General features: G+C 67.2%; 20 protein-coding genes and 1 riboswitch. Of the genes, 12 read left to right on the top strand and 8 right to left on the bottom strand.

The genetic code is table 11. The features are described 5' to 3' along the window. The first annotated feature begins 10 nt into the window (after positions 1-10). The 6 genes from VLK31_RS06665 (at position 11) to VLK31_RS06640 (ending at position 4,139) form a co-directional block, all read left to right on the top strand. Positions 11-601, top strand: coding sequence for a tetratricopeptide repeat protein (locus VLK31_RS06665; RefSeq protein WP_409167599.1), 591 nt, complete (start codon positions 11-13; stop codon positions 599-601). Between the two features lie 89 nt (positions 602-690). Beyond that, a complete protein-coding gene (locus VLK31_RS06660) occupies positions 691-1,290 on the top strand; it encodes a peptidylprolyl isomerase (protein WP_409167598.1) in 600 nt (199 codons plus the stop codon). Positions 1,291-1,316: 26 nt separating this feature from the next. Continuing rightward, positions 1,317-1,829 carry a peptidylprolyl isomerase gene (locus tag VLK31_RS06655; protein ID WP_409167597.1) on the top strand — a complete coding sequence of 171 codons (513 nt, stop codon included), beginning with the start codon at positions 1,317-1,319 and terminating at the stop codon, positions 1,827-1,829. Positions 1,830-1,862: 33 nt separating this feature from the next. Continuing rightward, a complete protein-coding gene (locus VLK31_RS06650; RefSeq protein ID WP_409167596.1) occupies positions 1,863-2,639 on the top strand; it encodes a UDP-2,3-diacylglucosamine diphosphatase in 777 nt (258 codons plus the stop codon). A gap of 17 nt (positions 2,640-2,656) precedes the next feature. Next, positions 2,657-3,448 carry a zinc-dependent peptidase gene (locus VLK31_RS06645; protein WP_409167595.1) on the top strand — a complete coding sequence of 264 codons (792 nt, stop codon included), beginning with the start codon at positions 2,657-2,659 and terminating at the stop codon, positions 3,446-3,448. 94 nt (positions 3,449-3,542) lie between these two features. Next, positions 3,543-4,139, top strand: a complete 597-nt coding sequence (locus tag VLK31_RS06640) for a hypothetical protein (RefSeq protein WP_409167594.1) — start codon at positions 3,543-3,545, stop codon at positions 4,137-4,139. Positions 4,140-4,220: 81 nt separating this feature from the next. Here the strand turns inward: VLK31_RS06640 and VLK31_RS06635 are convergent, their stop codons facing one another. Together VLK31_RS06635 and VLK31_RS06630 are read right to left on the bottom strand one after the other, a co-directional pair. Continuing rightward, positions 4,221-7,109 (bottom strand): DUF349 domain-containing protein, encoded by a 2,889-nt coding sequence (locus tag VLK31_RS06635; RefSeq protein ID WP_409167593.1) that lies wholly within the window; start codon positions 7,107-7,109, stop codon positions 4,221-4,223. Between the two features lie 226 nt (positions 7,110-7,335). Then, positions 7,336-11,169: a DUF748 domain-containing protein gene (locus VLK31_RS06630; protein ID WP_409167592.1), complete on the bottom strand. Its 3,834-nt coding sequence runs from the start codon at positions 11,167-11,169 to the stop codon at positions 7,336-7,338. A gap of 645 nt (positions 11,170-11,814) precedes the next feature. Here VLK31_RS06630 and VLK31_RS06625 point away from each other — a divergent pair. The 3 genes from VLK31_RS06625 to nrdR all read left to right on the top strand — a co-directional run bounded on the left by VLK31_RS06625 (position 11,815) and on the right by nrdR (position 14,570). Further along, positions 11,815-12,660 (top strand): transglycosylase SLT domain-containing protein, encoded by an 846-nt coding sequence (locus VLK31_RS06625; protein WP_409167591.1) that lies wholly within the window; start codon positions 11,815-11,817, stop codon positions 12,658-12,660. 30 nt (positions 12,661-12,690) lie between these two features. Continuing rightward, positions 12,691-12,816: riboswitch (ZMP/ZTP riboswitch) on the top strand. A 41-nt stretch (positions 12,817-12,857) separates the two neighbouring features. Then, entirely contained in the window at positions 12,858-14,102 is a 1,245-nt protein-coding gene (glyA, locus tag VLK31_RS06620; RefSeq protein WP_409167590.1) for a serine hydroxymethyltransferase, read from the top strand. A gap of 24 nt (positions 14,103-14,126) precedes the next feature. Beyond that, on the top strand, positions 14,127-14,570 hold the full coding sequence (gene nrdR, locus VLK31_RS06615) for a transcriptional regulator NrdR (RefSeq protein WP_409167589.1): 444 nt from the start codon (positions 14,127-14,129) through the stop codon (positions 14,568-14,570). A gap of 17 nt (positions 14,571-14,587) precedes the next feature. Here the strand turns inward: nrdR and VLK31_RS06610 are convergent, their stop codons facing one another. The 6 genes from VLK31_RS06610 to pilV are packed head-to-tail and all read right to left on the bottom strand — an operon-like array spanning position 14,588 to position 21,600. Continuing rightward, positions 14,588-15,148, bottom strand: coding sequence for a GspH/FimT family pseudopilin (locus VLK31_RS06610; RefSeq protein WP_409167588.1), 561 nt, complete (start codon positions 15,146-15,148; stop codon positions 14,588-14,590). Then, positions 15,145-15,555: a type IV pilin protein gene (locus VLK31_RS06605; protein ID WP_409167587.1), complete on the bottom strand. Its 411-nt coding sequence runs from the start codon at positions 15,553-15,555 to the stop codon at positions 15,145-15,147. The genes VLK31_RS06610 and VLK31_RS06605 overlap by 4 nt, the downstream gene beginning before the upstream one ends. Further along, the gene (locus VLK31_RS06600; protein WP_409167586.1) at positions 15,552-19,421 is read right to left on the bottom strand and encodes a pilus assembly protein; all 3,870 of its coding nucleotides are present in this window, start codon (positions 19,419-19,421) and stop codon (positions 15,552-15,554) included. Before VLK31_RS06600 ends, VLK31_RS06605 begins: the two co-directional genes overlap by 4 nt. A gap of 13 nt (positions 19,422-19,434) precedes the next feature. After that, positions 19,435-20,052: a PilX N-terminal domain-containing pilus assembly protein gene (locus tag VLK31_RS06595; protein WP_409167585.1), complete on the bottom strand. Its 618-nt coding sequence runs from the start codon at positions 20,050-20,052 to the stop codon at positions 19,435-19,437. Next, complete coding sequence (locus VLK31_RS06590; protein WP_409168033.1) at positions 20,049-20,996, bottom strand: PilW family protein; 948 nt, start codon at positions 20,994-20,996, stop codon at positions 20,049-20,051. The genes VLK31_RS06595 and VLK31_RS06590 overlap by 4 nt, the downstream gene beginning before the upstream one ends. Position 20,997: 1 nt before the next feature. Continuing rightward, on the bottom strand, positions 20,998-21,600 hold the full coding sequence (gene pilV / locus VLK31_RS06585; RefSeq protein ID WP_409167584.1) for a type IV pilus modification protein PilV: 603 nt from the start codon (positions 21,598-21,600) through the stop codon (positions 20,998-21,000). A gap of 167 nt (positions 21,601-21,767) precedes the next feature. Between pilV and ribD the strand changes: the two genes are divergently transcribed. The 3 genes from ribD to ribBA are packed head-to-tail and all read left to right on the top strand — an operon-like array spanning position 21,768 to position 24,781. After that, entirely contained in the window at positions 21,768-22,895 is a 1,128-nt protein-coding gene (gene ribD, locus VLK31_RS06580; RefSeq protein WP_409167583.1) for a bifunctional diaminohydroxyphosphoribosylaminopyrimidine deaminase/5-amino-6-(5-phosphoribosylamino)uracil reductase RibD, read from the top strand. A gap of 42 nt (positions 22,896-22,937) precedes the next feature. After that, positions 22,938-23,621: a riboflavin synthase gene (locus VLK31_RS06575; RefSeq protein WP_409167582.1), complete on the top strand. Its 684-nt coding sequence runs from the start codon at positions 22,938-22,940 to the stop codon at positions 23,619-23,621. After that, positions 23,618-24,781 carry a bifunctional 3,4-dihydroxy-2-butanone-4-phosphate synthase/GTP cyclohydrolase II gene (ribBA, locus tag VLK31_RS06570; protein WP_409167581.1) on the top strand — a complete coding sequence of 388 codons (1,164 nt, stop codon included), beginning with the start codon at positions 23,618-23,620 and terminating at the stop codon, positions 24,779-24,781. The genes VLK31_RS06575 and ribBA overlap by 4 nt, the downstream gene beginning before the upstream one ends. Positions 24,782-24,783 lie beyond the last annotated feature (2 nt).

Raw genomic sequence — 24,783 nt, 5'->3', positions numbered from 1 at the left:
CCGAGGCTTCATGAAGCACGCCGCATTCTCCAGACTCTCCATTGCCTTCGCACTGCTGTTCAGCCTGTGGGGTTCCGCCGCGCACGCCAACGAATACGACGACGTGAACGTGCTGCTGCGCCAGGGCAAGGCCCCCGAGGCGCTGGCCAAGGCCGACACCTACATCGCCGGCAAACCGCGCGACCCGCAGATGCGCTTTTTGCGCGGCGTGATCCTCACCGAGCAGAACAAGCAGGCCGAGGCCATCATCGCCTTCACGCAGCTCACGCAAGACTTCCCCGAGCTGTCCGAGCCGTATAACAACCTGGCCGCGCTGTATGCCTCGCAAAGCAAGTTCGACCAGGCCCGCGCCGCGCTCGAGCAGGCCATCAAGCTCAACCCCAACTACGCCACGGCGCACGAGAACCTCGGCGACGTCTACGCCCGTCTCGCGGCCCAGGAGTACGTGCGCGCGCAGCAGTTCGCCAGCACCAACTCCAGCGTGGCGCCCAAGCTGGTGCTGATCCGCCAGATTTTTTCCTCGAAGGCCGAAGCCGACGCCGCCGCCCTGCCCTCGGCGGCGCCGGTCTTGCGCAAGCCTGTCGGTCGCACCAGCAAGTAGTTGCCACCGGCCAAACGACGCCCATGCAGGCGCCCATGTCGGTGCCTGCAGCGCGGCCCCTGCCCCTTCATTCGCACACGGAGCATCCCTTGACGATCCACGCATTCCAGAAGTTCAGCCGCCGCGGCGCCCTCGTGCTGGCCGCCGCATTCACCTTTGCCGCCACGGGCTACGCCCAAACCCAAACGGCCGCGCCACGCGTCAAGCTCGCCACCTCGGCCGGCGACATCGTGCTCGAGCTCGACGCCGCCAAGGCGCCCAAGTCGGTCGAAAACTTTCTGCAGTACGTCAAGGACAAGCACTACGACGGAACGGTGTTCCACCGCGTCATCGACGGCTTCATGATCCAGGGCGGCGGGTTCACGCCCGACATGCAGCAAAAGCCCACGCGCGCGCCCATTCCTCTGGAGGCCGACAACGGCCTGAAGAACGACAAGTACACGGTTGCCATGGCCCGCACCGGCAACCCGAATTCCGCGACCTCGCAGTTCTTCATCAACGTGAAGAACAACGACTCGCTCAACGCACCTAACCCGGACGGCTACGGCTACACCGTGTTCGGCAAGGTCGTGGCCGGCACCGACGTGGTCGACAAGATCCGCGGCGTGGCCACCGGCAACAAGGGCGGCATGCAGAACGTGCCGCTCGAAGCCATCACCATCAAGTCCGCTTCGCTGCTGGCGAAGTGATCCATTTTCCGAAGAAGGAGTCCCTCATGAGCAACCCCCAAGTCGAACTGCACATCAAGAACTACGGCGTGATCACGCTCGAACTCGACGCCGTCAAGGCACCGAAGTCGGCTGAAAACTTCCTCTCGTACGTGAAGAAGGGTCACTACGACAACACGGTGTTCCACCGCGTGATTCCCGGCTTCATGGTGCAAGGCGGCGGCTTCGAGCCGGGCATGCAGCAAAAGCCGACCGGCGCCGAGATCGAGAACGAAGGCAACAACGGTCTGAAGAACGACAACTACACCGTTGCCATGGCCCGCACCAGCGCGCCCCATTCGGCCACCGCGCAGTTCTTCATCAACATCTCCAACAACGGCTTCCTGAACCACACCGCGCCCTCGGCGCAGGGCTGGGGCTATGCCGTGTTCGGCAAGGTCATCAACGGCACCGACGTGGTCGACAAGATCAAGGCCGTGAAGACCGGCCGCAAGGGCTTCCATGACGACGTGCCGCTCGAAGACGTGGTGATCGAAAAGGCCGTCGTCATCGCTGAATGACGACCTTCGGGCACGGCGCATCGTGAACGCAGCATGAGCACGGTGGCGAACCCGGCTTTTCCCGAGCTGGTGGCGCCGCCCGCGTGGCGCACCGTCGACCTGATGTCCGACCTGCACCTGGAGGCCGGCGAGCCCGCCACCTTCGAGGCCTGGCAAGGCTATCTGCAGACCACGCCGGCCGACGCGCTCATCATCCTGGGCGACCTGTTCGAGGTGTGGGTGGGTGACGATGCGGCCGCCGAACCCGGCTTCGAGGCGCAATGCGCCGAACTGTTGCACCGCACGGCGCAACGGCTGCCGGTGTTCTTCATGCACGGCAACCGCGACTTTCTCGTGGGTGCCGCGCTCGCGGCGCAAAGCGGCTTCACGCTGCTGGACGACCCCACGGTGCTGGTGCTGCATGGCCAGCGCTGGCTGTTGAGCCACGGGGACATCCTCTGCCTCGACGACACCGACTACCTTCAGTTTCGCGCCCAGGTGCGCACGCCCCAATGGCAGGCCGCGTTCCTCGCGCGCCCGCTGGAAGAGCGCCGCGCGCTCGCGCGCGCAATGCGGGTACAGAGCGAAGACCGCAAGCGCAACCCTTCCACCGTCTGGGCCGACGTCGACACCGACGCCGCGCGCGCCTGGCTGCAGCAGGCCAACGCCCACACGCTGGTGCACGGCCACACGCACCGCCCCGCCAACCACGACCTGGGCCACGGCCTGCACCGCGTGGTGCTGAGCGACTGGGACGCCGCGGCGCACCCGCCGCGCGCGCAGTTGCTCTGTCTTTCCACCGCCGGCGCGCAGCGCGTCGACCTGCGCTAGCCGCGCCGCAGCCGCCAATGTTCAAGTGGCTGCGCCGGTTGCGCGCCCTGCCCCCGATCCCCGAAGCCGCCTGGCAGGCCGCGCTCAAGCGCTACGCCTTCCTGGGCGCCCTGCCCGACCCCGACCGCCAACGCCTTCGCAGCCTCACGGCCGAGTTCCTGCGCGACAAGGAATTCCATGGCGCCAAGGGCTTCACCATCACCAACGAAGTGGCGCTGGCCATCGCGGCACAGGCCGTGCTGCCGGTGCTGCACCTGCGAGGCGGGCTGGACTGGTACGACGATTTCGTCGGCATCGTGGTGCACCGCTCCGAGGTGGTGGCGCGGCGCAAGGTGATCGACGAGGCCCAGGTGGTGCACGAGTACGGCGAGGTGGTCGCCGGCGAGGCCATGGACCGCGGCCCGGTCATGCTGAGCTGGGACGACGTGCTGGCCAGCAGCGTCTCCACCGAGCGCGGCTACAACGTCGTGATTCACGAGTTCGCCCACAAGATCGACATGCGCAACGGCGAAGCCAACGGCTGCCCGCCGCTGCCGGCCGGCTTTGCGGGGCGGCGCAGTGCCCGCGAGGCCCGAAAGGCATGGGCGGGCGTTCTGCAGGCGGCATACGACGGCTTTCGAGAGAAAACCATCCTGGCGGAGCGCTTCGGCGCCGAGCCGCCGTGGCTCGACGCCTACGGCGCCACGTCGCGCAGCGAGTTCTTCGCGGTGGCCTGCGAGGCCTATTTCGTGAACCGCCCGAACTTTGCGCGCGACTTCCCGGAAATGCTCGCGATGTTCGATGAATTCTTTCTACCTAAAGCAGCCTGAAACCTTGCCATCATTCATTTGTTTGCTATCAAATAAATAGCCTTTCAGCCTTTAGGATCGACGGGTTACTAATTCGTAAATAAAGGGAAACAAAATGAGGGATTGGATCTATCAGCTCACGGGCAAGGCGTGGCTGGCATTGGTGGTGGGCATCGGCATCCTGGGCTGGGCGGGCTACGCGCAGTTCAAGGCCGGCGCCGACACGCACGGCACCGCCGTGGAAGACCTGGTGGCCAAGAGCGGCACGATCGTCAGCGGCAGCGAGATCACCGAGACCAGCAAGCGCCGCCGCGGCGGTAGCACCACGCGCCACTATTTCGTGCTCGATGCCAAGTTGGCCGACGGCAGCACCGAGAAATGGCGCGTCGACTACGCGGTCGGGCGCAAGAAGCTCGAGCCGCTGATCGACGAAGCCGTCGAAGTGCGCGTCGACCCTTCGGACAACAACCTGGTGTACGAAGTGAAGCTCAAGGGCCAGCCGGTGGTCACGCTGGCCGAGGTGCAGCAGATCATGGAGGTCAAGGACAAGGCCGCGGCGTCGAGCGCCACGGACAAGGGCACGCTCATCGCCGGCGGCGTCGCCCTGCTGCTGGGCCTTGGCGGGCTGTTCCTGCGGCGCAGGATTGCCAGCGGCGCGGCTGCCGAGCAGGCATCGGCCGTGCAGACGCCGGTCATTGGCGAGAAAGTCTGACGACGGCCTCGGCCGCTTCACGCCACTCAAAGAAAAAGGAGCCCCGCGGGGCTCCTTTTTTTGTTGCCGTTGCGTTCCGGCTTACTTGCGCAGCAGCGCCTTCAGCGCGTTCTGCAGGCGGCGTGCGCTCGTGGCGTCGTGCGCGGCCGCCAGCACCTTGCCGGCGTCCTGGCCCCAGGTCTGGACCGGTGCCGGGTCGCCGCGCTTGGTCAGCAGCTTGAGCTGCAGTGCGCGGCGCGCATCGAGCTGCTCGGCGGGCGTTGGCACTTCAGCGGCCATTTCGAGGCGCAGCAGCGCTTCGGCGGCATCGCCTGCCGCAGCCGACGGTGCGGTGCCGATGGCTTGCGACCAGCCGGTGCGTACGGCGGGCGAAACGGCACGGCCCAGTTCCTGCACGCTCGGCAGGCGGCTGGCATCGCGTTGCTCCCACGCGCCAAGCACCTGGGTCAGCGCTTCGCCGTGGGCTTGCGCCGCCAGCTTGCGCAGCGCCATGTCGGCACGCTCCAGTGCTTCACGCTGTGCGCGGAACGCGGCATCGCCGAGGCGCGGACCACGGTCTTCGAAGCGCGGCGGACGGTCGCCAAAACGACCGCCAGGGCCTCCGGGGCCACCACGATCGCCACGCGCGTCTCCGCGGGGGGCGCCACGGTCACCGCGATCGCCGGGTCGACCCGGGCCACCGGCGCCAGGACGGCCACCATCGCGGCGGTCGCCGAAGCGGCCACCGGCGGCGGGTGCGGGCTCGCCTCGCTTGCTGCTGGGACGGTCATCGCCGCGCATGGCCACGATGGGCTTGGGTGCGGGCTTCGGTGCCGCAGCCGGTTCCGGCGCTTCGACGGCAGCGGCTTCGCCGGCGTCGTGCGCCTGGCTGTCGGCACGTGCCGAGGCGTCGGCGCCGTCGGCGGGTGCCACCAGGTCGGCAGGCGCTTCAGCGGGGGCCGCATTGTGCGTACCGGGCGAAGCTTCCGCATCGCTCGGGCTCGGTGCCTGCTCGGCGCTTTCGCCGAACTCGGCGGCAGCCTGGCCGGCGGCGACGATGTCGGTCGCGCCGACTGCCGGACCGTCGCTAGATGCGGCGGCCTGCGAGGCCCTTGGTGCGGGTGCCGGTGCGGGCGGCGGCGCCTCACCGCGCATCGCGCCTTCCAGGCGAGCGACTGCGGCGCGGATCTTCTGCGCATCGCCAGTGGCGTTGGCCGCGTCAAGCGCCTTGGAGGCGTCGAGCACGTAGCGGTCGTGCTCGCTCATGGCGGACGAGGCCTTTTCGCGCTCGGCCGTCTTGCGGTTGAAGGCTTCGTCGATGGGCGCGCGGAACGCGTCCCACAGCTTCTGTTCATGGCGGCGGTCGAGCGGCACGCCCTGTGCCTCGGCCTGCCAGCGTTGCTGCAGCGCCTTGACGGCATCGATGCGCAACATGGGCTGGGCACCGAGCTCGGCCGCTTCGGCAATCATGGCCTGGCGGCGTTCGACGCTGGCCTTCTGGGCCGTCTCGAACGGCGCGCGGGCCGCGCCGAAGGCTTCGTTCCACTGCGGTTGCAGTTCGGCGAACACCTTCTCGCCCACATGGCCGCCATCGCGCCAGCGGTCGGCAAACTGGTGCAGCGCGCGGTTGTGTGCCTTCAGGTCGGTGGCGTCGGCATGTTCCGCAGCCCAGGCTTTCACCTCTTCGATCAGCGCGACGCGGTGCGCGCGGTGCTCGGCGGCGTCGGAGCGGACCTTGTCCAGCCAGGCCTCGACCACCTTGTGGGCTTCGTTGCAGGCCTCGTCGAAGCGCTTCCACAGCGCGTGGTTCGGCACACCGCCCTGGTCGGACTGCTTCCATTGGTCACGCAGGGCGCGCAGGGTTTCCTGCATCTTGCGGCCGCCAAGGGCCTGGCCTTCAGGGCGCTTGAGCAGGCCTTCGGCCTTGGCGACGAGGTCTTCGCGGACCTTGTCGGCGCTCCAGCGCTGCCAGCCTTCGAGTTCGCCGGCCGCGACCAGCGCAGCATGCACGCGGGCTTCGAGGGCGGCGTCGACCATCTTGCCGTGCTCCTTGAGCACGGCGCGCAACGCAGCGGCAGCACCAGCGCTGGCCTTGCCATGGCCTTCGGCGGTTTCCTGCTCAAGCTTGGCAAGCGCGGCCTGCACCGCGTCTTGCGCGGCGGCGCGCACGGACGGATCGATCTTGGGCGCGGCGGGGCGCGCCGGGGCGGTGGGCTTGGGCGCCACGGCTTCGCCGCGCGCGGCGCGCAACTCGTCCGCCCACACAGGCACGGGCGGCAGCGCGGCGGTGGCGTCAGCGGCGGCGGCAACGGCCTGGGCCAGCGCACCGTGGAACGCGTCGGACACCACCAGCAGTTGCGACTTCGAGGCGTCCAGCTGGGGCGCGAACTTGGCGTCCAGGCTGTTCCAGTTGGCGTCGGTGGTGATTTCGGTGGCTTGCTGCTGCCAATGGATCACGTCGGCGCGCAGCGATTCCTCGGCGCTTTGGGCGTCCTGCCAACCCTTGGTGGACAGCACTTCGAAGCGCTGCGCCAGCAGCACGGCGGCTTCGCGGTGCACCTGGGCGCGGTGTTGCAGGTCTTCGATGCCCTTCACGCGCTCGGCCAGCCTGGCTTTCAGGCCAGCCAGCGGCTCGCGCGACAGCGGCGCGCCGGCCTTGGCGGCGTCACGTTGCCAGGCCAGTGCGTCGGCGATGTTGAGCTTGGACTGCCCCAGCAGGGCCTCGGCCTTTTGCGCCCATTCGGCGGCAATGGCCTCCTGGCCCTTGGCGCGCTTGAGTTCGTCGAGCTTTTCGCGCAGCAGGCGGGCGGCGCCCTTGTCGCGACCGCTCAACTCCTTGAACACCTCCTGCATTTGCTCGGGCGCGGGGTTGCCCGCGAGCCAGTCGCGGATGCGCGCGGAACGCTCGCCGGAGGTGGGCGCGGTGAAGGCGCCGCCGGTGAGCGTGTCGAGGGCTTGAAGATCGTGTGGCTTGGAAGAAGTAGAGGTCACTGCGCGAAATCGTTGTCTTGGTAGAGAAAGCGAAGGCGCCGGCAAAGGCCGGCGCACATCGACATTTTCACCCACTTGCGGCGGGCCGCTGAATTTCGTCCCCAAACGAGGGCAAAAGCGGGTTGGTGGGCGGGAGGTTAACTGACTACATATATAGCAAGGGAAAGGAAAAAACCAAGTCCTTCCCCCTGGTCATCTGTTCATCTGGTTCGCTCATTTGTTTCGTTCATTTCATCGCCAGGCTGAGCTCCGCGCCCGGCTTCCACTCGCTGCCGCCGGCCGTGGTGCGCACCGCGCCCAGGAACAGCCGCTCGCTCGGCACCTTCTTTGCAAGCAGGTAGTCGCGCACGGCCGCGCCGCGCTCCACGGCCAGCTGGCGCATCGACTCCTCGTCGACCGGCACGCTTGCGAACAGCAGGTTTTCCATGTCCTTGAGAGGCAGGTCCTTGGCCAGCCCGACGAGGTTGCGCGGCTTGGTGATGTCGGCGCGCTTGTACACGGCGGTCAGCAGGTCGGGGTACTCGGCGTCGGTGACGGGTGGCACGTCGGTGCCGGTCTGGCCGCCACGCACCGCCACGCGGCGCTTCTCTGCAAGGGTCAGCTGGCGCACGCGCTGGCGCTGGTACGCGTCGCGCTCCTTGTCGAGGCTGGCGGTGCCGACCACCGTCATCTGCAGCGTGGGACGGTCGGTCAGTGCCTTGGCGACCTTGTCCAGCGCCTCTTTGGCCGCGGGGCTCAGGTCGGCGCCGCCGGGCTCGAAGGTGATGGCGCTCGACTCGCCGCTGCCGCCGCCCAGCCCGCCGGTGAGCAGGCTGAACGGCGAGGTCACTGCCTTCACGATCAGGTTGCCCAAGGCCTTCCAGATCAGCGGGCCCACGCTGAACTGCGGGTCATTGAGCGAGCCGCTGAGCGGCAGGTCGAGGTCGATCACGCCGTTGCGGTCGGACAGCAGGGCCACGGCCATGCGCACCGGCAGGCTGTTGGGAGCGCCCGCCACCTCTTCGCCGAACTGCAGCTGGTTGAGCACCAGTTTGTTGGTGGCCGTGAGCTGGCCGTCAGGCGCCACCTTGTAGTTGACGTCCATGCTCATCTTGCCGCGCTCGATGCCGTGACCGACATAGCGCACCGAGTACGGCGACAGCGGCGCCAGGTCGAGGTCGCGCATCTTGGCGGTGATGTCAAGCTCGATCGGCTTGACCAGCGGGTTCAGCTTGCCGGTGATTTCCAGCGCCGCGGTCTGCTGCGCCTTGCCGCGCAGTTCGAGGTCGGCCAGCGCGGGCCGCCCGCCCTCGCCCTTGGGCGGGTTCGACGAGAAGGAGCTGAGCTTGCCGGTCAGCTCGCTGAGGTCGGCCGAGTAGTTGGGCTTGACGAACAGGTCGGTGAAGTCGATCTTGCCGTTCACCAGGCTCATGGGGCCGAAGTTGATGACCGGCGCGGCGCCCGCGTCGGCCGCGGGCGTCGCTTGCGCGGTGACGCTGGCGGCGGCAGGCTTGCCGGGCTCGGCAGCCCCGCCGACCATGGCTTCGGCCGACACCGGCGCACCGCCCGACGGCTTGGCCGGCGCCGCGCGGCTCGTGGTGGTCGTGCCGCCCGGGCCCTTGCGCGTGCTGGCGTCTCCCGTGGCGGCAGCAGCGGCAGCGGCCTTGCCTTCCGCTTCGCCCTTCTTGGTGAGGTTCAACAGGTTGAGCCGGCCCGTGGGGTCGACGATCACGCGGGCGAAGAAGTCGGTCAGCGTGGTTTCGCGCACGTCGACGTTGGGCGGCGCATTGGGCGCAATGCTGACCTGCAGGCCGCGCAGGCTCAGCGTTTTCCAGCTCAGCAATTGGTTGGTGTCTCGGTCGAAGCCGGGGGACTGGGTGAGCGAGACGCTGTTGGCGCGAAAGTCGTCCAGCGCGGTGTCGCCGGCCAGCTTGATGCTCATGCCCGCTGGCAGGGTCGCATAGCGCACCGTGCCGCGGTAGCTGGCAAAGGCGCGGCGGATGTCGACGTTGAGCGCGTCGGCGTAGTAGGCCTTGAATGCATGCGCGGGGAACGAGGCCACCTCGAGCCGACCCTCGGCCGCGAGCGGCTTGAGGACGATGTTGCCCTTGTAGTCGAAGCGCCCCGGGTCGGAACGCCCGGAGCCGATGCGGCCCGACACCTCCAGCGGCGAGACGGCGTTGGTGTCTGGCGCCAGCTTCTGGGCGAGCAGCTTGAAGGCGGTGACTTCCACGGTCACCGGGGTGGCGCTGGCCTTGTCCGCATAGGAGAGTGCGCCGTTGTCGACCGCCAGGGTGCCGACGGTCAGTGCCCAGGGCTTGGTGTTGGCGCCGGGCTGCGGCACTTCGGCCGCCGCGGGCTTGGGCGCGGCGACCTTGGCGTCGGCCTCCTTCGTGCCACCGCCGGCGGGCGTCTTGAGCCAGCGCTCGAACATCCAGTGCTTTTCGCTGTCGCGCTCGATGCGCACCTTGGGGTTGGTGGCGGTGAACGAGCCCACGCTCAAGGTGTGCCTGGTCATGTCGGCTTCGGCATCGACCAGCTCGAAGCGACCGACGCTGGCCAGCGCCGTCTTGGCCTGGGTCAGCGCAAGACCGTCGGCGGAGAGGCGGCGGGCCTTGAACTTCAGGTTGGGCTGAGCCCAGGCAATGTCGATCTGCCCGCTGAGCTTGCCGTCCAGCGTGGGCTCCAGGCTCTGCGCGAGGTAGGGCGCGGCCAGCGACAGCGGCAGCGCCTCGACTTCGGTCTGCACATCGGCCACCTTGTCGGTGGCGCGACCCTTGAATTTGAGCGACGCACCGGCAATGGCGGTGCTGCCGTTGAACTCGGCCGGCTTCTCCATGGGCCATGTGACGCCCGTGACGTCGAAGCCGAGCTCGGTCACGTCGACGGCCGCGGTGGGTTTGACGGTTTCGTCGCGCCAGCCGATGCGCCCACCGCTCAGGGCGAGTTTGTCGACCTGCACTTTGAGCATCGGTTTTTCAGCTGCGGTGCCGGCGGTCGCGGCGGGCGCGCTGGCTGCCGCGGTGGGCAGCGGCGCCGCCTTTTCAGTTGCGCCGGTAGCGGGGTCGGTGGCCAGCAGGTTGAGCTGGCCTGACGCATCGCGCGCCACCGCCAGCTGCGGTTTGACCAGCGCGATTTCGCTCAGATGGAACACCGACTCCAGCGGACGCACATCGGCCAGCGCCAGCTTGAGCGACTCGAAGCCCAGCAGGTCGCGCCCGCGGGCATCGGCCACCTTGGTGGCGTGCGCCTCGAGCGTGCCGGTGATCTTCAGGTCGTTGGTGGCGCCGTGCTCGAAGGCGATCTTCAAGTCGGCGTCCAGGGTGCCCGCCTGCAGGCGCACCGGCAGACCGCCCGGCATGTAGCCCAGGTACGGCACCAGGTCGAGGCCCTTGAACTGCACCTGCGCGTCGGTCTTGCGGCTGTCGGCAAAAGGCGTGGTGAAGGCGGCCGAGTCGAACTTGCTGCCGTTGAGCACGAAGGCCAGCTTGGGCTCGGTGTTGATGTCGCGCTTGGAGTCGAGGTTGCTGAGGAAGGGCACCTTCAGCACGAAGTCGCGCAGCTCGTGCTTGCGCTTGACGGTCTGGTCGTCGAAGTCGACAGAGCCGCCGTTGATGGCGATGTTGTAGATGGCAAAGCGCGCGGGCTTGGCGTTGGGGTCGGGCGGCGGGCCGGCGGCCAGCTTGGCCAGGATGTCGTCGATGTCGTACTTGCCGTCTGCCAGGTGGGTCAGAAGCACGGTCGGCGCGTCGATGGTGACGGTGTCGATCACCGGTGCGAGGCGCACGATGGACTGCAGTTCGGCGTCGGCGTAGATGCGTGCGATGGAGAGCTGCGACTTGCTGCCGTCGGCGGTGGCGATGCGCAGGTCGTTCAGGGTGAACTCGAGCGTCCAGGGCTTGAAATCGATCTTGCCGACGGTGACTTGCCGGCCCAGCTTTTCGCTCGCGATCTTCTGGATCTGACTCTTGGCGATGGGCGGCACCGCCAGCCAGGCGATGGCCCAGAACCCCAGCAGAACCAGCACCGCGACGATCCCCCGTCGCACCCATTTGTTTTGTTTGATCGAAGCTGCATCCATCGCGGGAGTGTGCCGCAAAGAGGTGCGCGCCAGAAGCAACAAAGCCCGGCGGCTCGACTGAACGTGTCGCCACCGGGCACAGAAGAAAGAAAGCCCGGTGGCTCGACTGAACGTCTCGCCACCGGGCTTGATGGCGGGCCTAAGACCCAAGCCATCGATTCGCGCGGCAGGAAGTCAATGGTTCCCACCGTGCTGGCAGCAAGAGATTGCCACCGTGGATCCTCGGACGCTGAGCCCTCGACTTGCATCTCGGACTGCGGGACCTCGGAAAAACGCCTGAAATCTCAGGCCCGTTCAGATTAGGCGGCGCACCCTCGGATTGCAAACGCGTTTTACAAAGGGCTTTCCCGTAAGCCGAAACGCCTCGAATGGCAACACTTCTAAACACTCATGTGTATAAAGATTCAATTCATTATGCTTGACCGGGTATTTAGCCACGCTAGAATCCGCCCTGCTCCGGCCACCCAATGTGGCGGAGCCCCCTGAATCCGCTGCCGAATCCCAACCGGCTTGATCAGGCCACCGCGCTCCCAACCCCCTTCACTCCATGCGCGGAGCCTGATTCGTACCAATCCAAGCGCCGCTGCCTTCGACCTTCGCCTTTATCGGCGTTGCGTTTCGGGTGCCGCACAGAAAGGAAGAGCGATGAACAAGGCGTTCGATGCCACAGCCCGCGGGCTAAGGACCTTCGTGTCCGATGTGGTAGACGGCTTTTTTGAGATCACCCACAACGGGTTTGCACTGGTCGGTCTGGCCATCGTGTTCGCGGCCCTCGCCCTCGTGGCGCGGCCCGACCTGCGCAAGACCGGCGAGGAGCAACTGATGGGCTGGCTGCAATCGCGCAAGCCCGCGCCGGAAGTCACCGACCTGGAGCCGACCGCCATCGAGCGGACCACGGCCGCGAGCCCCAGCGACCTGCCCAAACAGCAGGCCGCCGTGGCTTACTGGCTCAGCAAGAAGTACAGCGTCGCGGCAGAGCCGCTGAGCGTGCTCGTGGCCGAGGCCTACAACATCGGCAAGCGCACCAAGCTCGACCCGACGCTGATTCTGGCCATCATGGCCGTCGAATCCAGCTTCAACCCGTTCGCCCAGAGTCATGTCGGCGCCCAGGGCCTGATGCAGGTCATGACCCGCGTGCACGGCGACAAGTACGAAAGCGCGGGCGGCACGCTCACCGCCTTCGATCCGGTGACCAACATGCGCGTGGGCGTGAAGGTGCTGCAGGAATGCATCGCCCGCGCCGGCTCGCTCGAAGGCGGCCTGCGCTACTACGTGGGCGCGGCCAACCTGGAAGACGACGGCGGCTATGCCGGCAAGGTGATGGCCGAGCATGAGCGCCTGCTGCAGGTGGCCAATGGCCGCGCACCGTCGGTGCAGCCGCCTCGCACGACCGTTCGCGCGCAGCCGATTCCAATCGTTGCGCCGGCACCGATCAAGGCCGAAGAAGGCACGGAGCCCGCCAAGGTCGCTTTGCTTTCCTCCGTTTCCTGAAGTGCACCTGGCCGGGTGTGAGCTACACTCGGCCCCGTACGCGACTGGCGATAGGCGCAGCACCCGCACAAGGTGCCCCGCGCTGACGTGGAATACCACTGGGAAGCGTACCGCCTGGGCACACCAGGCGTTCAGCCGTTCGCCTGGGCAGCCCTTGTTTGGTTGAAGAACAAGGACCTCGTCTTCAAAGGACTGCCATGTACCAACGCAATATTCTGGTCGAACAGACCGATCCCGAAATCTGGGCCGCCATTCAAGCCGAAAACGCGCGCCAGGAACATCACATCGAGCTGATCGCCAGCGAGAACTACGCCTCGCCCGCCGTCATGCAGGCCCAGGGCTCGCAGCTCACCAACAAGTACGCCGAAGGCTACCCGGGCAAGCGCTACTACGGCGGCTGCGAGCACGTCGACGTGGCCGAGCAACTGGCCATCGACCGCGTCAAGCAGCTCTTCGGTGCAGACGCAGCCAACGTGCAGCCGCATTGCGGCGCCTCGGCCAACGAAGCCGTGATGCTCGCCTTCCTGAAGCCCGGCGACACCATCATGGGCATGAGCCTGGCCGAAGGCGGCCACCTGACCCACGGCATGCCGCTGAACATGAGCGGCAAGTGGTTCAACGTGGTGAGCTACGGCCTGGACGCCAACGAAGCCATCGACTACGACGCCATGGAACGCAAGGCGCGTGAGCACATGCCCAAGCTGATCATCGCGGGCGCTTCGGCCTACTCGCTGCGCATCGATTTCGAGCGCTTTGCCAAGGTGGCCAAGGACGTCGGCGCGATCTTCATGGTCGACATCGCCCACTACGCCGGCCTTGTGGCCGCGGGCGTGTACCCCAACCCGGTGCCGCACGCCGACATCGTCACCTCGACCACCCACAAGAGCCTGCGCGGCCCGCGCGGCGGCATCATCCTGATGAAGTCGCAGCACGAAAAGGCGATCAACAGCGCAATCTTCCCCGGCCTGCAAGGCGGCCCGCTGATGCACGTGATTGCCGCCAAGGCCGTGGCGTTCAAGGAAGCCATGGCGCCCGAGTTCAAGGCCTACCAGCAACAGGTGGTCAAGAACGCCCAGATCGTGGCCAACACCCTCACCGAGCGCGGTCTGCGCATCGTGAGCGGGCGCACCGAAAGCCACGTGATGCTGGTCGACCTGCGCTCCAAGGGCATCACCGGCAAGGAAGCCGAAGCCGTGCTGGGCAGCGCCCACATGACGATCAACAAGAACGCGATCCCCAACGACCCGGAAAAGCCGATGGTCACCAGCGGCGTGCGCATCGGCACCCCCGCCATGACCACCCGCGGCTTCAAGGACGAAGAGGCCCGCGCCACCGCCAACCTGATCGCCGACGTGCTCGAGAACCCGCGTGACGCGGCAAACATCGACGCCGTGCGCGCCAAGGTGCACGCACTCACGAGCCGCTTCCCTGTCTACCGCTGATCGCCAGGAAGAAGACCTGACCGCATGAAATGCCCTTTTTGCGGTCATCTTGAAACGCAGGTCGTCGAGACCCGCGTTTCGGAAGATGCCGACTTCGTTCGCAGGCGCCGCCAGTGCGCCGCCTGCGACAAGCGCTTCACCACCTACGAGCGGCCCGACGTCAATTTTCCTGTGGTCGTGAAGAAGGACGGCAGCCGCGCCGACTTCGACTCGACCAAGGTGCGCGCCTCGATGATGCTGGCGCTGCGCAAGCGCCCGGTGAGCATCGAGCAGATCGACAACGCCCTGCTGCGCATCGAGCAGAAGCTGCTGGCCAGCGGGCTGCGCGAAATCGAGTCGACCAAGGTCGGCGAACTCGTGATGCGCGAACTGAAAAAGCTCGACAAGGTCGCCTATGTGCGCTTCGCCTCGGTGTACCGCAGCTTCGAGGACGTGGACGAGTTCAGGCAGTTGCTGCGCGACATCTGATCGCCGGCGGCGCGCGCTCAGGCGCCGTCTTCTTCCTTGCTGCCCTTTCCACACGCGCCCGAGCCGCAATCGCCGATCACATCCGGGTTGCACAGCTTTGGCCGCCCCGAGGGCGAGACGACGATGGAAGCCCGGCGCCCCGTGTCGGCCTTCAGTGTCAGGCAGCCCGCGCTGAAGCCGGACCTGACGGTCTGGCGCGAGAACCCGTTGCCGTCGTAGCGCAAGCCCTGCGCAAAGCCCCCGCCCAGCGTCGCATCCACATGCACACCCTGCGGCAATGCGTCGAAATGACGCAGCGTCACCAGTGCATCTTCAGGCCCGGCCTGCACCACCCAACCGCGCGACCAGTCGGTGCCCGGCAACGCACGCACGCTTACGCTCTGCGCGCGCTGAATGGCCTCCATGCGCGCAAAGCTCAACGCGGCGTTGAAGGCCTGGGCGGCAGTCGCGAGACGCTGGTTGAGCAGCATGTCGCGAAAGCTCGGCGCGCCGATGGCCGCCAGCACCGCCACGATGGCAATCACCACCATCAGCTCGATCAAAGTAAAGCCGCCCGCCGCCGTTTTGCGCCCCCTCATTGCCAGCACCAGCCGGGCTGCGTGCCATCGCACCCTTTGCCGCCCGTGCTGTCGACCCAGAGATTGCCCACTTGGGGATCGGAGAAGCCGGGCTTCAAGGTGGCGGTGAGCCGAATGCAGTGGTCGATGCGCCCCTTCCCCTCGCAATTGCCGCCCTGAAGGGCGTATTTACCGCCCGAGCCGCTGTCTCCCGAGTCCCCCTGGTAGCGCCGGTATCGCCCCGCCTGGGTGAAGTGGCGCTCCTGCTCCTGCATCTGCCGCATCAGCGCGGCCCGCCCTTCGCTGCGCCAGCCTTTTCGCACGACATCCATGTACGACGGATAGGAGATGGCCGCCAGGATCGCGGCGATGGCGAGCACGATCAGCAACTCGATCAGGGTGAAGCCGCGAAGCACCGTCGCCCTCATGGCTTCGTCCTGCGGTAGTCGACGAGCTGGCGCCAGTTCAGGCGACCACCAATTCGGGACGCCTTGCCGCCATCGGCCGGTGACGGCGTCGAGATGCCGCTGCCGCGGGTGCCGACATTGACGATGCCCACGCGCCTGCTTTCCGTCCGCCGCCCCAATGCATCGGCAGCGCCGACGGCGCTCTCACCCAACTGAACCAGCAGCGGCTCGCCCGGCATCCCGACGCTCGACGGCACGCAGGTGCCGCCCTGCGAGATGCCCGTCATGGCGTTCACCGCGCAGCTGCGTCCGCCGCCGTCAGTGGTGCATGCGCTGGCATTGGGAATCAGCGTGTTGAAAAACAGTTGTCCGTCGCTCAGCACCGGCTTGAAAACCACACGCTCGCCTTGATCGAGCCCGCCCGGCAGGTCGAAGTACCAGCCGCGCCGGGCGCTCGTCTTGGCGTTGAACGCGCCATGGACGAAGGCATCGCCAACAATGGGCGGGAAGGCCTTTTCGCTCGCAGGGCGGACGCGGCGCGGCTGAAGCTGCATGCGCGCCTCGCCTGCGGGAATGGCCGTGCCGTTGTCGTACACGCCGTAGACCGTTTGCACGCCGCGGGCAGCGCGGCCCAGGTCTTCGGGGCTCACGAATTTTCCGGTGCCGAAAAGCACGATCGCACCGCCGCCCGGCCCGATGCCGACCTCCGGCGCCGTGGTGATGGGCTGTCGCTTGGCATCGGCACCGCTGCCGACCATGGCGACCATCAAAGGCAGCCCGTCTGACGCCAGTGCCTTGCTCCACGGTGCATTGCCCGTGAAATCGAACCGCCACAGATTGCCCTGCGTATCGCCGGCATACAGCAGGCGCGTGGACCCGTCCAATGCGGCGTAGTCGCCCGGCGTGCTCAACGCATTGACGGTGCTGGCGTCGCTCGGAGCCGGCAAGACGAACTTGTAGTAGTTGCGGTTGAGCCGCCAGGCTTCGCCCGCGGGCTTGTCCAGCGACAGCAGGAACAACGCGGCGCGCTTGTCGGGGTTGGCGTTGTTGAAGCCCGAAGGAACCACCGCGAACCAGCCGTGGCTTGCCGGCTGGGTCTTGGTGGGCGCGGCCGTACGGAACTTCATGATCCGAGGCGGCTGCGTCACGCGGCCCATGTCGTCGTCGTACGCGCCGTTGAACTCCCACAACACCTTGTCGGCCGAGACGTCCGCAGGGTCTGTCACGTCGAGCGCAAAGACGCCCGTGGCCCCGGCGCCACTGCCCGAGACGAGCACGGTCTTCCATGCACCGCTCGCCATGCGCGCTTCCGCGACCGCAGGCGTGCCATCGACATAACTCTGGTGCACGTAGTCCGGCGAGCTGTAGGCAGCCAGCTTGGCGAACATGGTGCGCGGCACATAGGCGAACAGTTCGCGCCCGGTATGCGCTTCGAAGGCATGCAGCATGCCGCCGTTGGTGCCGACGTACACCGCATGCGTTCGAGCGCGATGTGCGGCCAGGAACTTGTCGTAGCCGGCCTCCTGAATCCCGAGACTGGGCGCACCCACAAAGACCGGTCTTGCGTTGGCCACATCCCCCATGACCGAGTCGCGCACGCGGAAGATGCCATGTGGCGCGGACAACTCCTTGCTGCGGTCGCCACGCAGGTACGCCAACCTCTCCGCGCCGAGGCGGTCGAAAGCAGCGGGTTGGGCATGGGGCGTCGCGTTGAACCAGCCACGCGATCCGTTGTCGAGCGCATCCCATTGAAAAGGAATGCCGATGGCGGCGGTCGAGAGCGTGAAGATGCGCCTGCTCGCGGGGTCACGAGCAACCACGGCCGGCTTGGCGTTGGCATTGCCCGTCAGCAACTCGCCGGCATCCCAGTCGGGCTTGGGGTCGCGGTTGGCTGCTCCGCTTGCCGCATCGAACCGCAGCGGGTACGACAGCAGCGTGCCCGACCAGCGCCGCCCTTCGGACTTGGTCACGTACAGGCTGGCACCCGCCTTCGCGACCGTGCCGGACGAAAGAGCACCGCCCGGTGTGCTGCCGCCGCTGGCCATCGCGTTCGCACGCGCGAAGATCCGGCCGACAGCGGCAACCATCTGCGCCGGCTCGCCGGCCAGCAGGTAGTTGGCGGGACTGGGCCGGTCGTCTGCATCCAGGCCTTCGGCCCATTCGGACCCGCTGCCGGACGCGCTGCTGGACGCGCGAAAAGGATTGCCGTCTTCGTTGCCGTCCACGAAGCCGCCGTACTTTGCGGCCAGATGAAACGCGCTGCCGCGCTGCCTTTGTCCGGCGGCAGTTCCGCCGCCCAGGCCCAGGTCGATGGCAAAGGTCTGGACACGCAGGTCCTCGTGGTCGGCTCGGATCTTCTGCGTGTTGGCCCAATAGGCGAGGCCCGCCATCCCGAAAGAGCCCTTGCCGGCGCCTGTTTCAGCGGTCGCGATGTTGGCGGAGGTCAGGCGTGTGCCGCCCTTGTAGTTGAGGGCCGGCGGACCGTCGTTGCCGGTGGTGACCAGGCCCGCCTTGCCCGAGGGGTGCGCGTACGAGAGCGCTTCGCGGTTCTCGAAAGCCCCGACCAGACTCGTCCAGTACGCCGTGTCGGGTTCGTAAGCCGCGTTGTTGAAGCCACGGTCGAAATCACCGGGAGAGTCCCCCTTCGACATGCCGGGCAGTGAGCGGTCGTAGTGGGTGTCGGCATCGCCGATCAGCAGGATGCCGCTGCGTTGGCAACTCGCTGCGATGGGGTCTGCCCTGCGCGCCCCAAGGCCTGGCGCCGCGCCGTCGAGGGCATTGGGCGTCGGCGCCTTGCCTTGCAAATAGCGCAGCGACTCGTAGTAGAGCTCGCCCGCTGGATCGAACAACCCGTAAGCGCCCGGCTTGCCACCGGCGCGCCCGAAGCGATTGATGGCGTGAATGACACCGCTTGCGTGAGTTGCGGCCAAGCCCATCGCCTCGGGCTTGAGCACGCCCGTGTGTGCATCCCACTCCGAGTCTGGGTTGTTCACCCGGTCGAAGTTCATGTCGGTCTTGGTGGGGCCCGTGTGCTTCATGGGTGCGACCAGAACGCCGCCGTAGCGTGCGGGGTCGTCGTTCGGCAAATAGCTGAAAACAGAAAACCGCATCTGCGCGGCGTAGCGCTGGATGGCGCCCTCGGGCTTGTGACCGCCGTTCGGGTATCTGGCGCAGAGCGAGCGACGCAATGCCGCCTCGGCCGGCGCGCAAACCTCCACGCGTGCCATGAAAGATGTGCCGACCGGCTCCGCGCAACTTCCGGCAGCCGTGGAGCCGACGACGATCCGATCGAGGCAGTTGCTGAAACTCAGCGTGCCTGTGGCTCGCAACGCGTCGCGCGCTCCCGTGACCAACGGCGTCAGGCTGTCGAGGTTGCCGGTGATCGTCTTGTCGGGAAAGTGCGGCCCGCGATAGAAAGTTTCTGGCAAGACAGCGCGTTGCAACACTGTGCGGTCCGGTTCGTCCACCACGCGGTCGCCGCCGGTCAATGCCAGGCGCAGTCCGTCGAGGGACGACGACACTGCCCAGTTCAGCAGATTGCCGCTCCACTGCTGGGAGCAGACGATTTCTCCGCCGCTGCGCCTCGTTGCCGTGGATGCACGCCTGAAGTACCCGTCGCCGTTCGCGTAGCCGTAGCAACCCATCGGGTCCCAGTAGCCGACGTAGGTTTTCTTCCAGTCGAAGCTGTCGCGGTAGGCCGCGCCCGCGTTCGACTGCTTGAGCGACAGGTCGATGACCATGCCGGAATCGACACGTGATGCCAGTGAAAACAGCGACTCGCCGGGCAGCACGGCGTCGGGCGGCAGCGCCTGCGTGGCGGCATGGGCGAGAGACAGGCCGATGGACAAGGCGCAAGCCGCCGGCACCAGGATTCGAAAAGGTCGCATGCGAACTCCTTCTTCAGGAAGGGCAACCCGGACTGGCCGCCGGTTTGTACAGATTGGTCTGCAGCACCACCTGGGTCTCTTCGCGCGTGCCGAAGCCGATGGCCGTGACGCGAAAGACATAGCCGGGTCCTTGTGCGCTCGCGTTCTGCAGTGCATCGCCCTGCCCTGTGCCGCGGCTGCGAACGGCCTCCACGATGTAGCGCGGTGCGCGGGCGGTGGCGGCGTAGGTCTGGCCGGTGAACGCGCCATAGGCAACAGACCTTGGGCCATCGGCTGCGAAGTCCGCCGTCATCCAGGCGGGGTCTGTTCCCGGCTCGCCCGGTGCGCACAGCCCCTGGTTCTCTCCTGCACCACCGCATCCGGCGACGAAGGCCGTCACATCCCGATGGTTGAAAAGGCAGAGCCGCTGCCGCACGCTGTCGTTGGGTCCGAGCACGTCGCTTTCGGCATCGCTCAATGCGGCCTCGGCCGCCTGGAAGGCGAGCTCGGTGTCTCGGTCGTTGCGCGCGCTGCGCTCGTTGACCAACGAGACCTGCGCCGCGGCAACGCCCAGCACGGTCACCACGACCAGAAGCATCAGCACGACGATCAGCGAGAAGCCTTGCTGCAACCGCCGAAGGCGCCGGCTCACGATGGCACCCCCTTCATCGCATTGCGCAGCATCAAAGTGAACGTAGCCACACGGCGCAGCCTGCCATCGGCCGGCGGCTTGAAGCTCACTTCTGAAAAATCGGTGCCCAGCGGGTAGAGCAGTTCCTCCGTTCCCTCGGATGCGCCCCGGGCATGCGCACTGCGCGCGACCATGCCGATGCGCAGCCCGACCACCTTGCGCCATTCGTCGTTGACCTTGGCTTCGGAAGGGGCCATGGCCTCGAGTTGCGCGGCGTCCATCCATTGCTCCGGAACACCATCGCCGTCGGCATCGTGGGCGTAGACCACCTTGAACACCTCGATACCGCGCGCCAGCGGCTGCGATCGGAAAGAACCTTCCTTCTCAGCGCGGAATTTGCAGTAGAGCTCGGGCTCGCTGTCGGCGGCCTCCGCGATGAAGAAAAAACTCCAGGCGCGGCTTGTCGACACAGTCTTGCCCGACACCGGCCCGGGCTGGGCGAAGCCCATGCAGTCGATCATGGTGCCGTCGGCTTCGGCGTCGCTTCCGGCGCGGCTGCGGCCGAAGAAGCGAACACGCAAGGAATCGCTTGCGTTCAGGCCACGCATGTTGTGGCTGCCGTAGCTGTCGCCGACGCGGCTGACACGGGTGTTGCTCGCGCCCACGATGTCGAGATCGAAGGCGCCGTTGGCGGAAGCCGGCATGGCCGCGATGCCTGTTTCGGCATCGGCAACCAGGTTGTCGGGGGCGTGGTCTGTATAGCCCGCCTGCCGCACGATGGTTCTGACGACGAAGCTCGCGAACCTCAGCGACTCGTCCACCGCCTGCGCGTCGGCGCTGGCCATGAACAACCGCTGGCTGCCGAGGAATGCCGCGGTGGCCGCAAGCACCACGACCAGTGCAATCGCCATGGCGACCAGCAACTCGACCAGCGTCACGCCGCACTGGCGCGCGCGGCCCGCCATATCAGGAGCCGGCCTGGCCATCGTGCCCCTGCCCTGTTACCCATTGCATGACCAGCCGCGGGGGCGGTGACGCGCCCGGCTCAGGGGCGCCGGTGCGGGGTGTCCAGCCGAGCTTCACGACCATGATGCTGCCCGTCTTGCTGCAAGCCCATGTGTACTCGGCTGCTGCCGCATTCCACGGCGTTTCGTCGAAGCAGACGCTGAGACGGGCGTCGGGCAGTGCCTTGGCGATGCGGCGCTTCCATCCGCGCATGTCCCAGGCGGCGAGCTCTGCCGGCGTGCAGCCCGCACCGGCCGCGACTCCCACCACTGCGCAGGCGCCGCCTGCGGCGGGCGCATCCGGCGCGGAGCCCGCACGCCAATCGTCGACGAGGTAGGCATTGGCCGCATCGTTCTGCGCGGCCACGCGATGGTTCATGCGCGCCTTCTCGGACAACTCACGCGCCAGATTGAGCGCCGCCGTGAAGGTTGCCGCCTCGTTGCCGGAGCGCACCGACGCCAGCAGCATGCCGACCGCACCGAGCAGCCCCATGCTCAGCACGACGATGGAAACCAGTACCTCCACGAGCGAAAAGCCCGCGGCCGAATGCTTCGTTGAAGCCATGTTCGATGTCCTCCCTGTTGACCTGCAACTTGTGTTGCTTCTTTATTTCCGCCATCGAACTTCGAGCGTAAAAGCCCGCTGCCACGGCGCACGCACCGTTCATCCGCATTCGAATGCCGCTCGTATGATCCGGCGGCACGCCTGCCAACTTCTTCCGCCGAGCCTCCATGCCCTCCCTCGAACAAGACGCCCTGTACATCGCCACCGCACTGCGTCTGGCCACGTCGGCGCTGCTGCTGACCGACCCGAACCCGCGCGTGGGCTGCGTGCTTTGCGACGCGCAAGGCCGCGTGCTGGGCCAGGGCCATACGCAAAAAGCCGGCGGTCCGCATGCCGAGGTGATGGCGCTGCGCGACGCGGCGGCGCAAGGCCATTCGGTCGCGGGCGCGACGGCCTACGTCACGCTGGAGCCCTGCTCTCACCATGGCCGCACCGGGCCGTGCTGCGACGCGCTGATTGCAGCGGGCGTGCGACGGGTGGTGGCCTCCATTGCCGACCCGAACCCGCTGGTGGCCGGACAAGGCTTCGCCCGGTTGCGCGCGGCGGGTGTCGATGTCGACGTGGGCCCCGGTGCCGCCGAATCGCGCGAGCTCAACATCGGTTTCTTCAGTCGCATGGTTCGCCAGCAGCCTTGGGTGCGCATGAAGGCGGCGGCATCGCTCGACGGCAAGACCGGCCTGGACAACGGCGTGAGCCAGTGGATCACCGCCGAGGCCGCCCGCACCGACGGCCACGCCTGGCGCGCCCGGGCCAGTGCGGTGCTGACCGGCGTGGGCACGGTGCTGGAAGACAACCCGCGGCTCGACGTGCGCCTGGTCGACACCCCGCGCCAGCCCCATCTGGTGGTGGTGGACAGCCGACTGCAAACACCGCCCGACGCTCACATATTCATAGCGGGCCGCCCGGTGTGGATCTACGCCGCCACCCGAGACGAAGAAAAGGCGGCCGCCCTGGAAGCCCGTGGCGCCACCGTCACCTGCCTGCCGAATGCCGAAGGCAAGGTCGATCTGCCGGCGCTGTTGAAGGACCTGGCCGCGCGCGGCGTGAACGAGCTGCACGTCGAGTCGGGGCACAAGCTCAATGGCTCGATGCTGCGCGAAGGCTGCGTCGACGAGCTGCTGGTGTACCTGGCGCCCAAGCTCATCGGCACCGGCATGAGCCTCGCGAGCCACATTCACGCGGGCGGCCCGCTGACCTCGCTGGCGGGCGTGCTGCCGCTGGAATTCAAGTCGGTCGACATGCTCGGACCCGACCTGCGCATCGTGGCCCGGGTCGCCGGAAGGGACGCGTTCTAGCGTTTGCCCCGAACCGCCCTCGTTCTCTGCGAAAATGTGCGGATGTTTACCGGAATCATCACCGGCGTGGGGCGCATCGCCGCCATTCACGACCTCGGCACCTCCTCCTCCTACGGCAAAAGACTCAGCATTGCGGTGCCCGACGGCTACCTCGATGACGTCGGGCTTGGCGACAGCATTGCGCTCAACGGCGCCTGCATGACCGTCACCACGCTCGTCCCCGAGCGACAGCAGTTCACCATCGACATTTCCGCGGAGTCCCTCGACAAGACCGCCGGCCTGACCGACGAGGGCAGCCGCATCAACCTGGAGAAGGCCCTGCGCGCGAGCGACCGCCTGGGCGGGCACATCGTGTCGGGCCATGTGGACGGCATCGGCACCGTGAGCTTCTTCGAGCCGGTCGGCGAAAGCTGGGAACTGCGCGTGGTCGCACCCCAGGCGCTGGCCCGCTTTCTGGCCTACAAGGGCTCGATCACCATCAACGGTGTGAGCCTCACCGTGAACACGGTGAAAGACCTCGCCGAAGGCGCAGAGATCAGCATCAACCTGATTCCGCACACCGTCGAAAACACCTCCCTCGGCGGCCTCTTGGCCGGCTCGCCGGTCAACCTCGAAATAGATACCGTCGCGCGCTACGTGGAGCGCATGCTTCAGGCGGGCGTGCTGGTGCCACCCTCTCCAATGTCTTCCATGCATTCCACGTATTCCAAGGACACAGCCGAATGAACGCCTCCGTCACGCCGATCGGCGCTCCCCACGCCGCGCGCCCCGCACGCGCGCCCGCCGCGATCTCGCCGGTCGAGGAGATCGTGGCCGAGCTCGCCGCCGGGCGCATGGTGATCCTTGTGGACGAGGAAGACCGTGAGAACGAAGGCGACATCGTCATCGCGGCCGACCACATCACGCCCGAGTCCATCAACTTCATGGCGCGCCACGCCCGCGGCCTGATCTGCCTGACGCTGTCGCGCGAAATGTGCGAGCGGCTGCAACTGCCGCCGATGGTGCAGCGCAACGGCGCCAAGCACTCGACCGCCTTCACCGTGTCCATCGAGGCAGCCGAAGGCGTGACCACCGGCATCTCGGCCGCCGATCGCGCACGCACCGTGCAGGCCGCCGTGGCGCCCAACGCCGTGGCCGCCGACCTGGTGCAGCCCGGCCACATCTTCCCGCTGCAGGCTGTGGACGGCGGCGTGCTGATGCGCGCCGGCCACACCGAAGCCGGCTGCGACCTGGCCGCCATGGCCGGCTGCTCGCCCGCCTCTGTGATCTGCGAGGTGATGAACGAAGACGGCACCATGGCCCGCCTGCCCGACCTGCAGATCTTTGCGGCCGAGCACAACCTGAAGATCGGCACCATCGCCGCGCTGATCGAGCACCGCAGCCGCGTCGAGTCGCTGGTCGAGAAGGTCGGCTGCCGCGAAATTCAAACCGCCTGGGGCACCTTCACCGCCCACGCCTTCATGGACAAGCCCAGCCGCGGCGTGCACCTGGCGCTGGTGCGCGGCACCTGGACGCCGGAAGACACGGTGTCGGTGCGCGTGCACGAGCCGCTGTCGGTGCTGGACGCGCTGGAAATCAACCGCGCGCTGCACTCGTGGAGCCTGGACGCCAGCCTGTCGCACATTGCGACCGAGGGCAAGGGCGTGGCCGTGCTGCTGAACTGCGGCGAAACCGGCAGCGAGCTGCTCGCGCAGTTCGACGGCACCGCGCGCCCCGCGCAAGCACCCGAGCGCGGCCGCATGGACCTGCGCAGCTACGGCATCGGCGCGCAAATTCTGCGCGAATGCGGCGTGCACAAGATGAACCTGCTGGGCACGCCGCGTCGCATGCCCAGCATGGCGGCAGGCTACGGCCTGGAAATTGCCGGCTACCTCACCAAGGACTGAAC

It is taken from the genome of Variovorax sp. H27-G14 (genome assembly GCF_046156345.1).
Classification (GTDB): Bacteria; Pseudomonadota; Gammaproteobacteria; order Burkholderiales; family Burkholderiaceae_C; genus Variovorax.
This window is presented reverse-complemented; position numbering and strand designations above follow the sequence as displayed.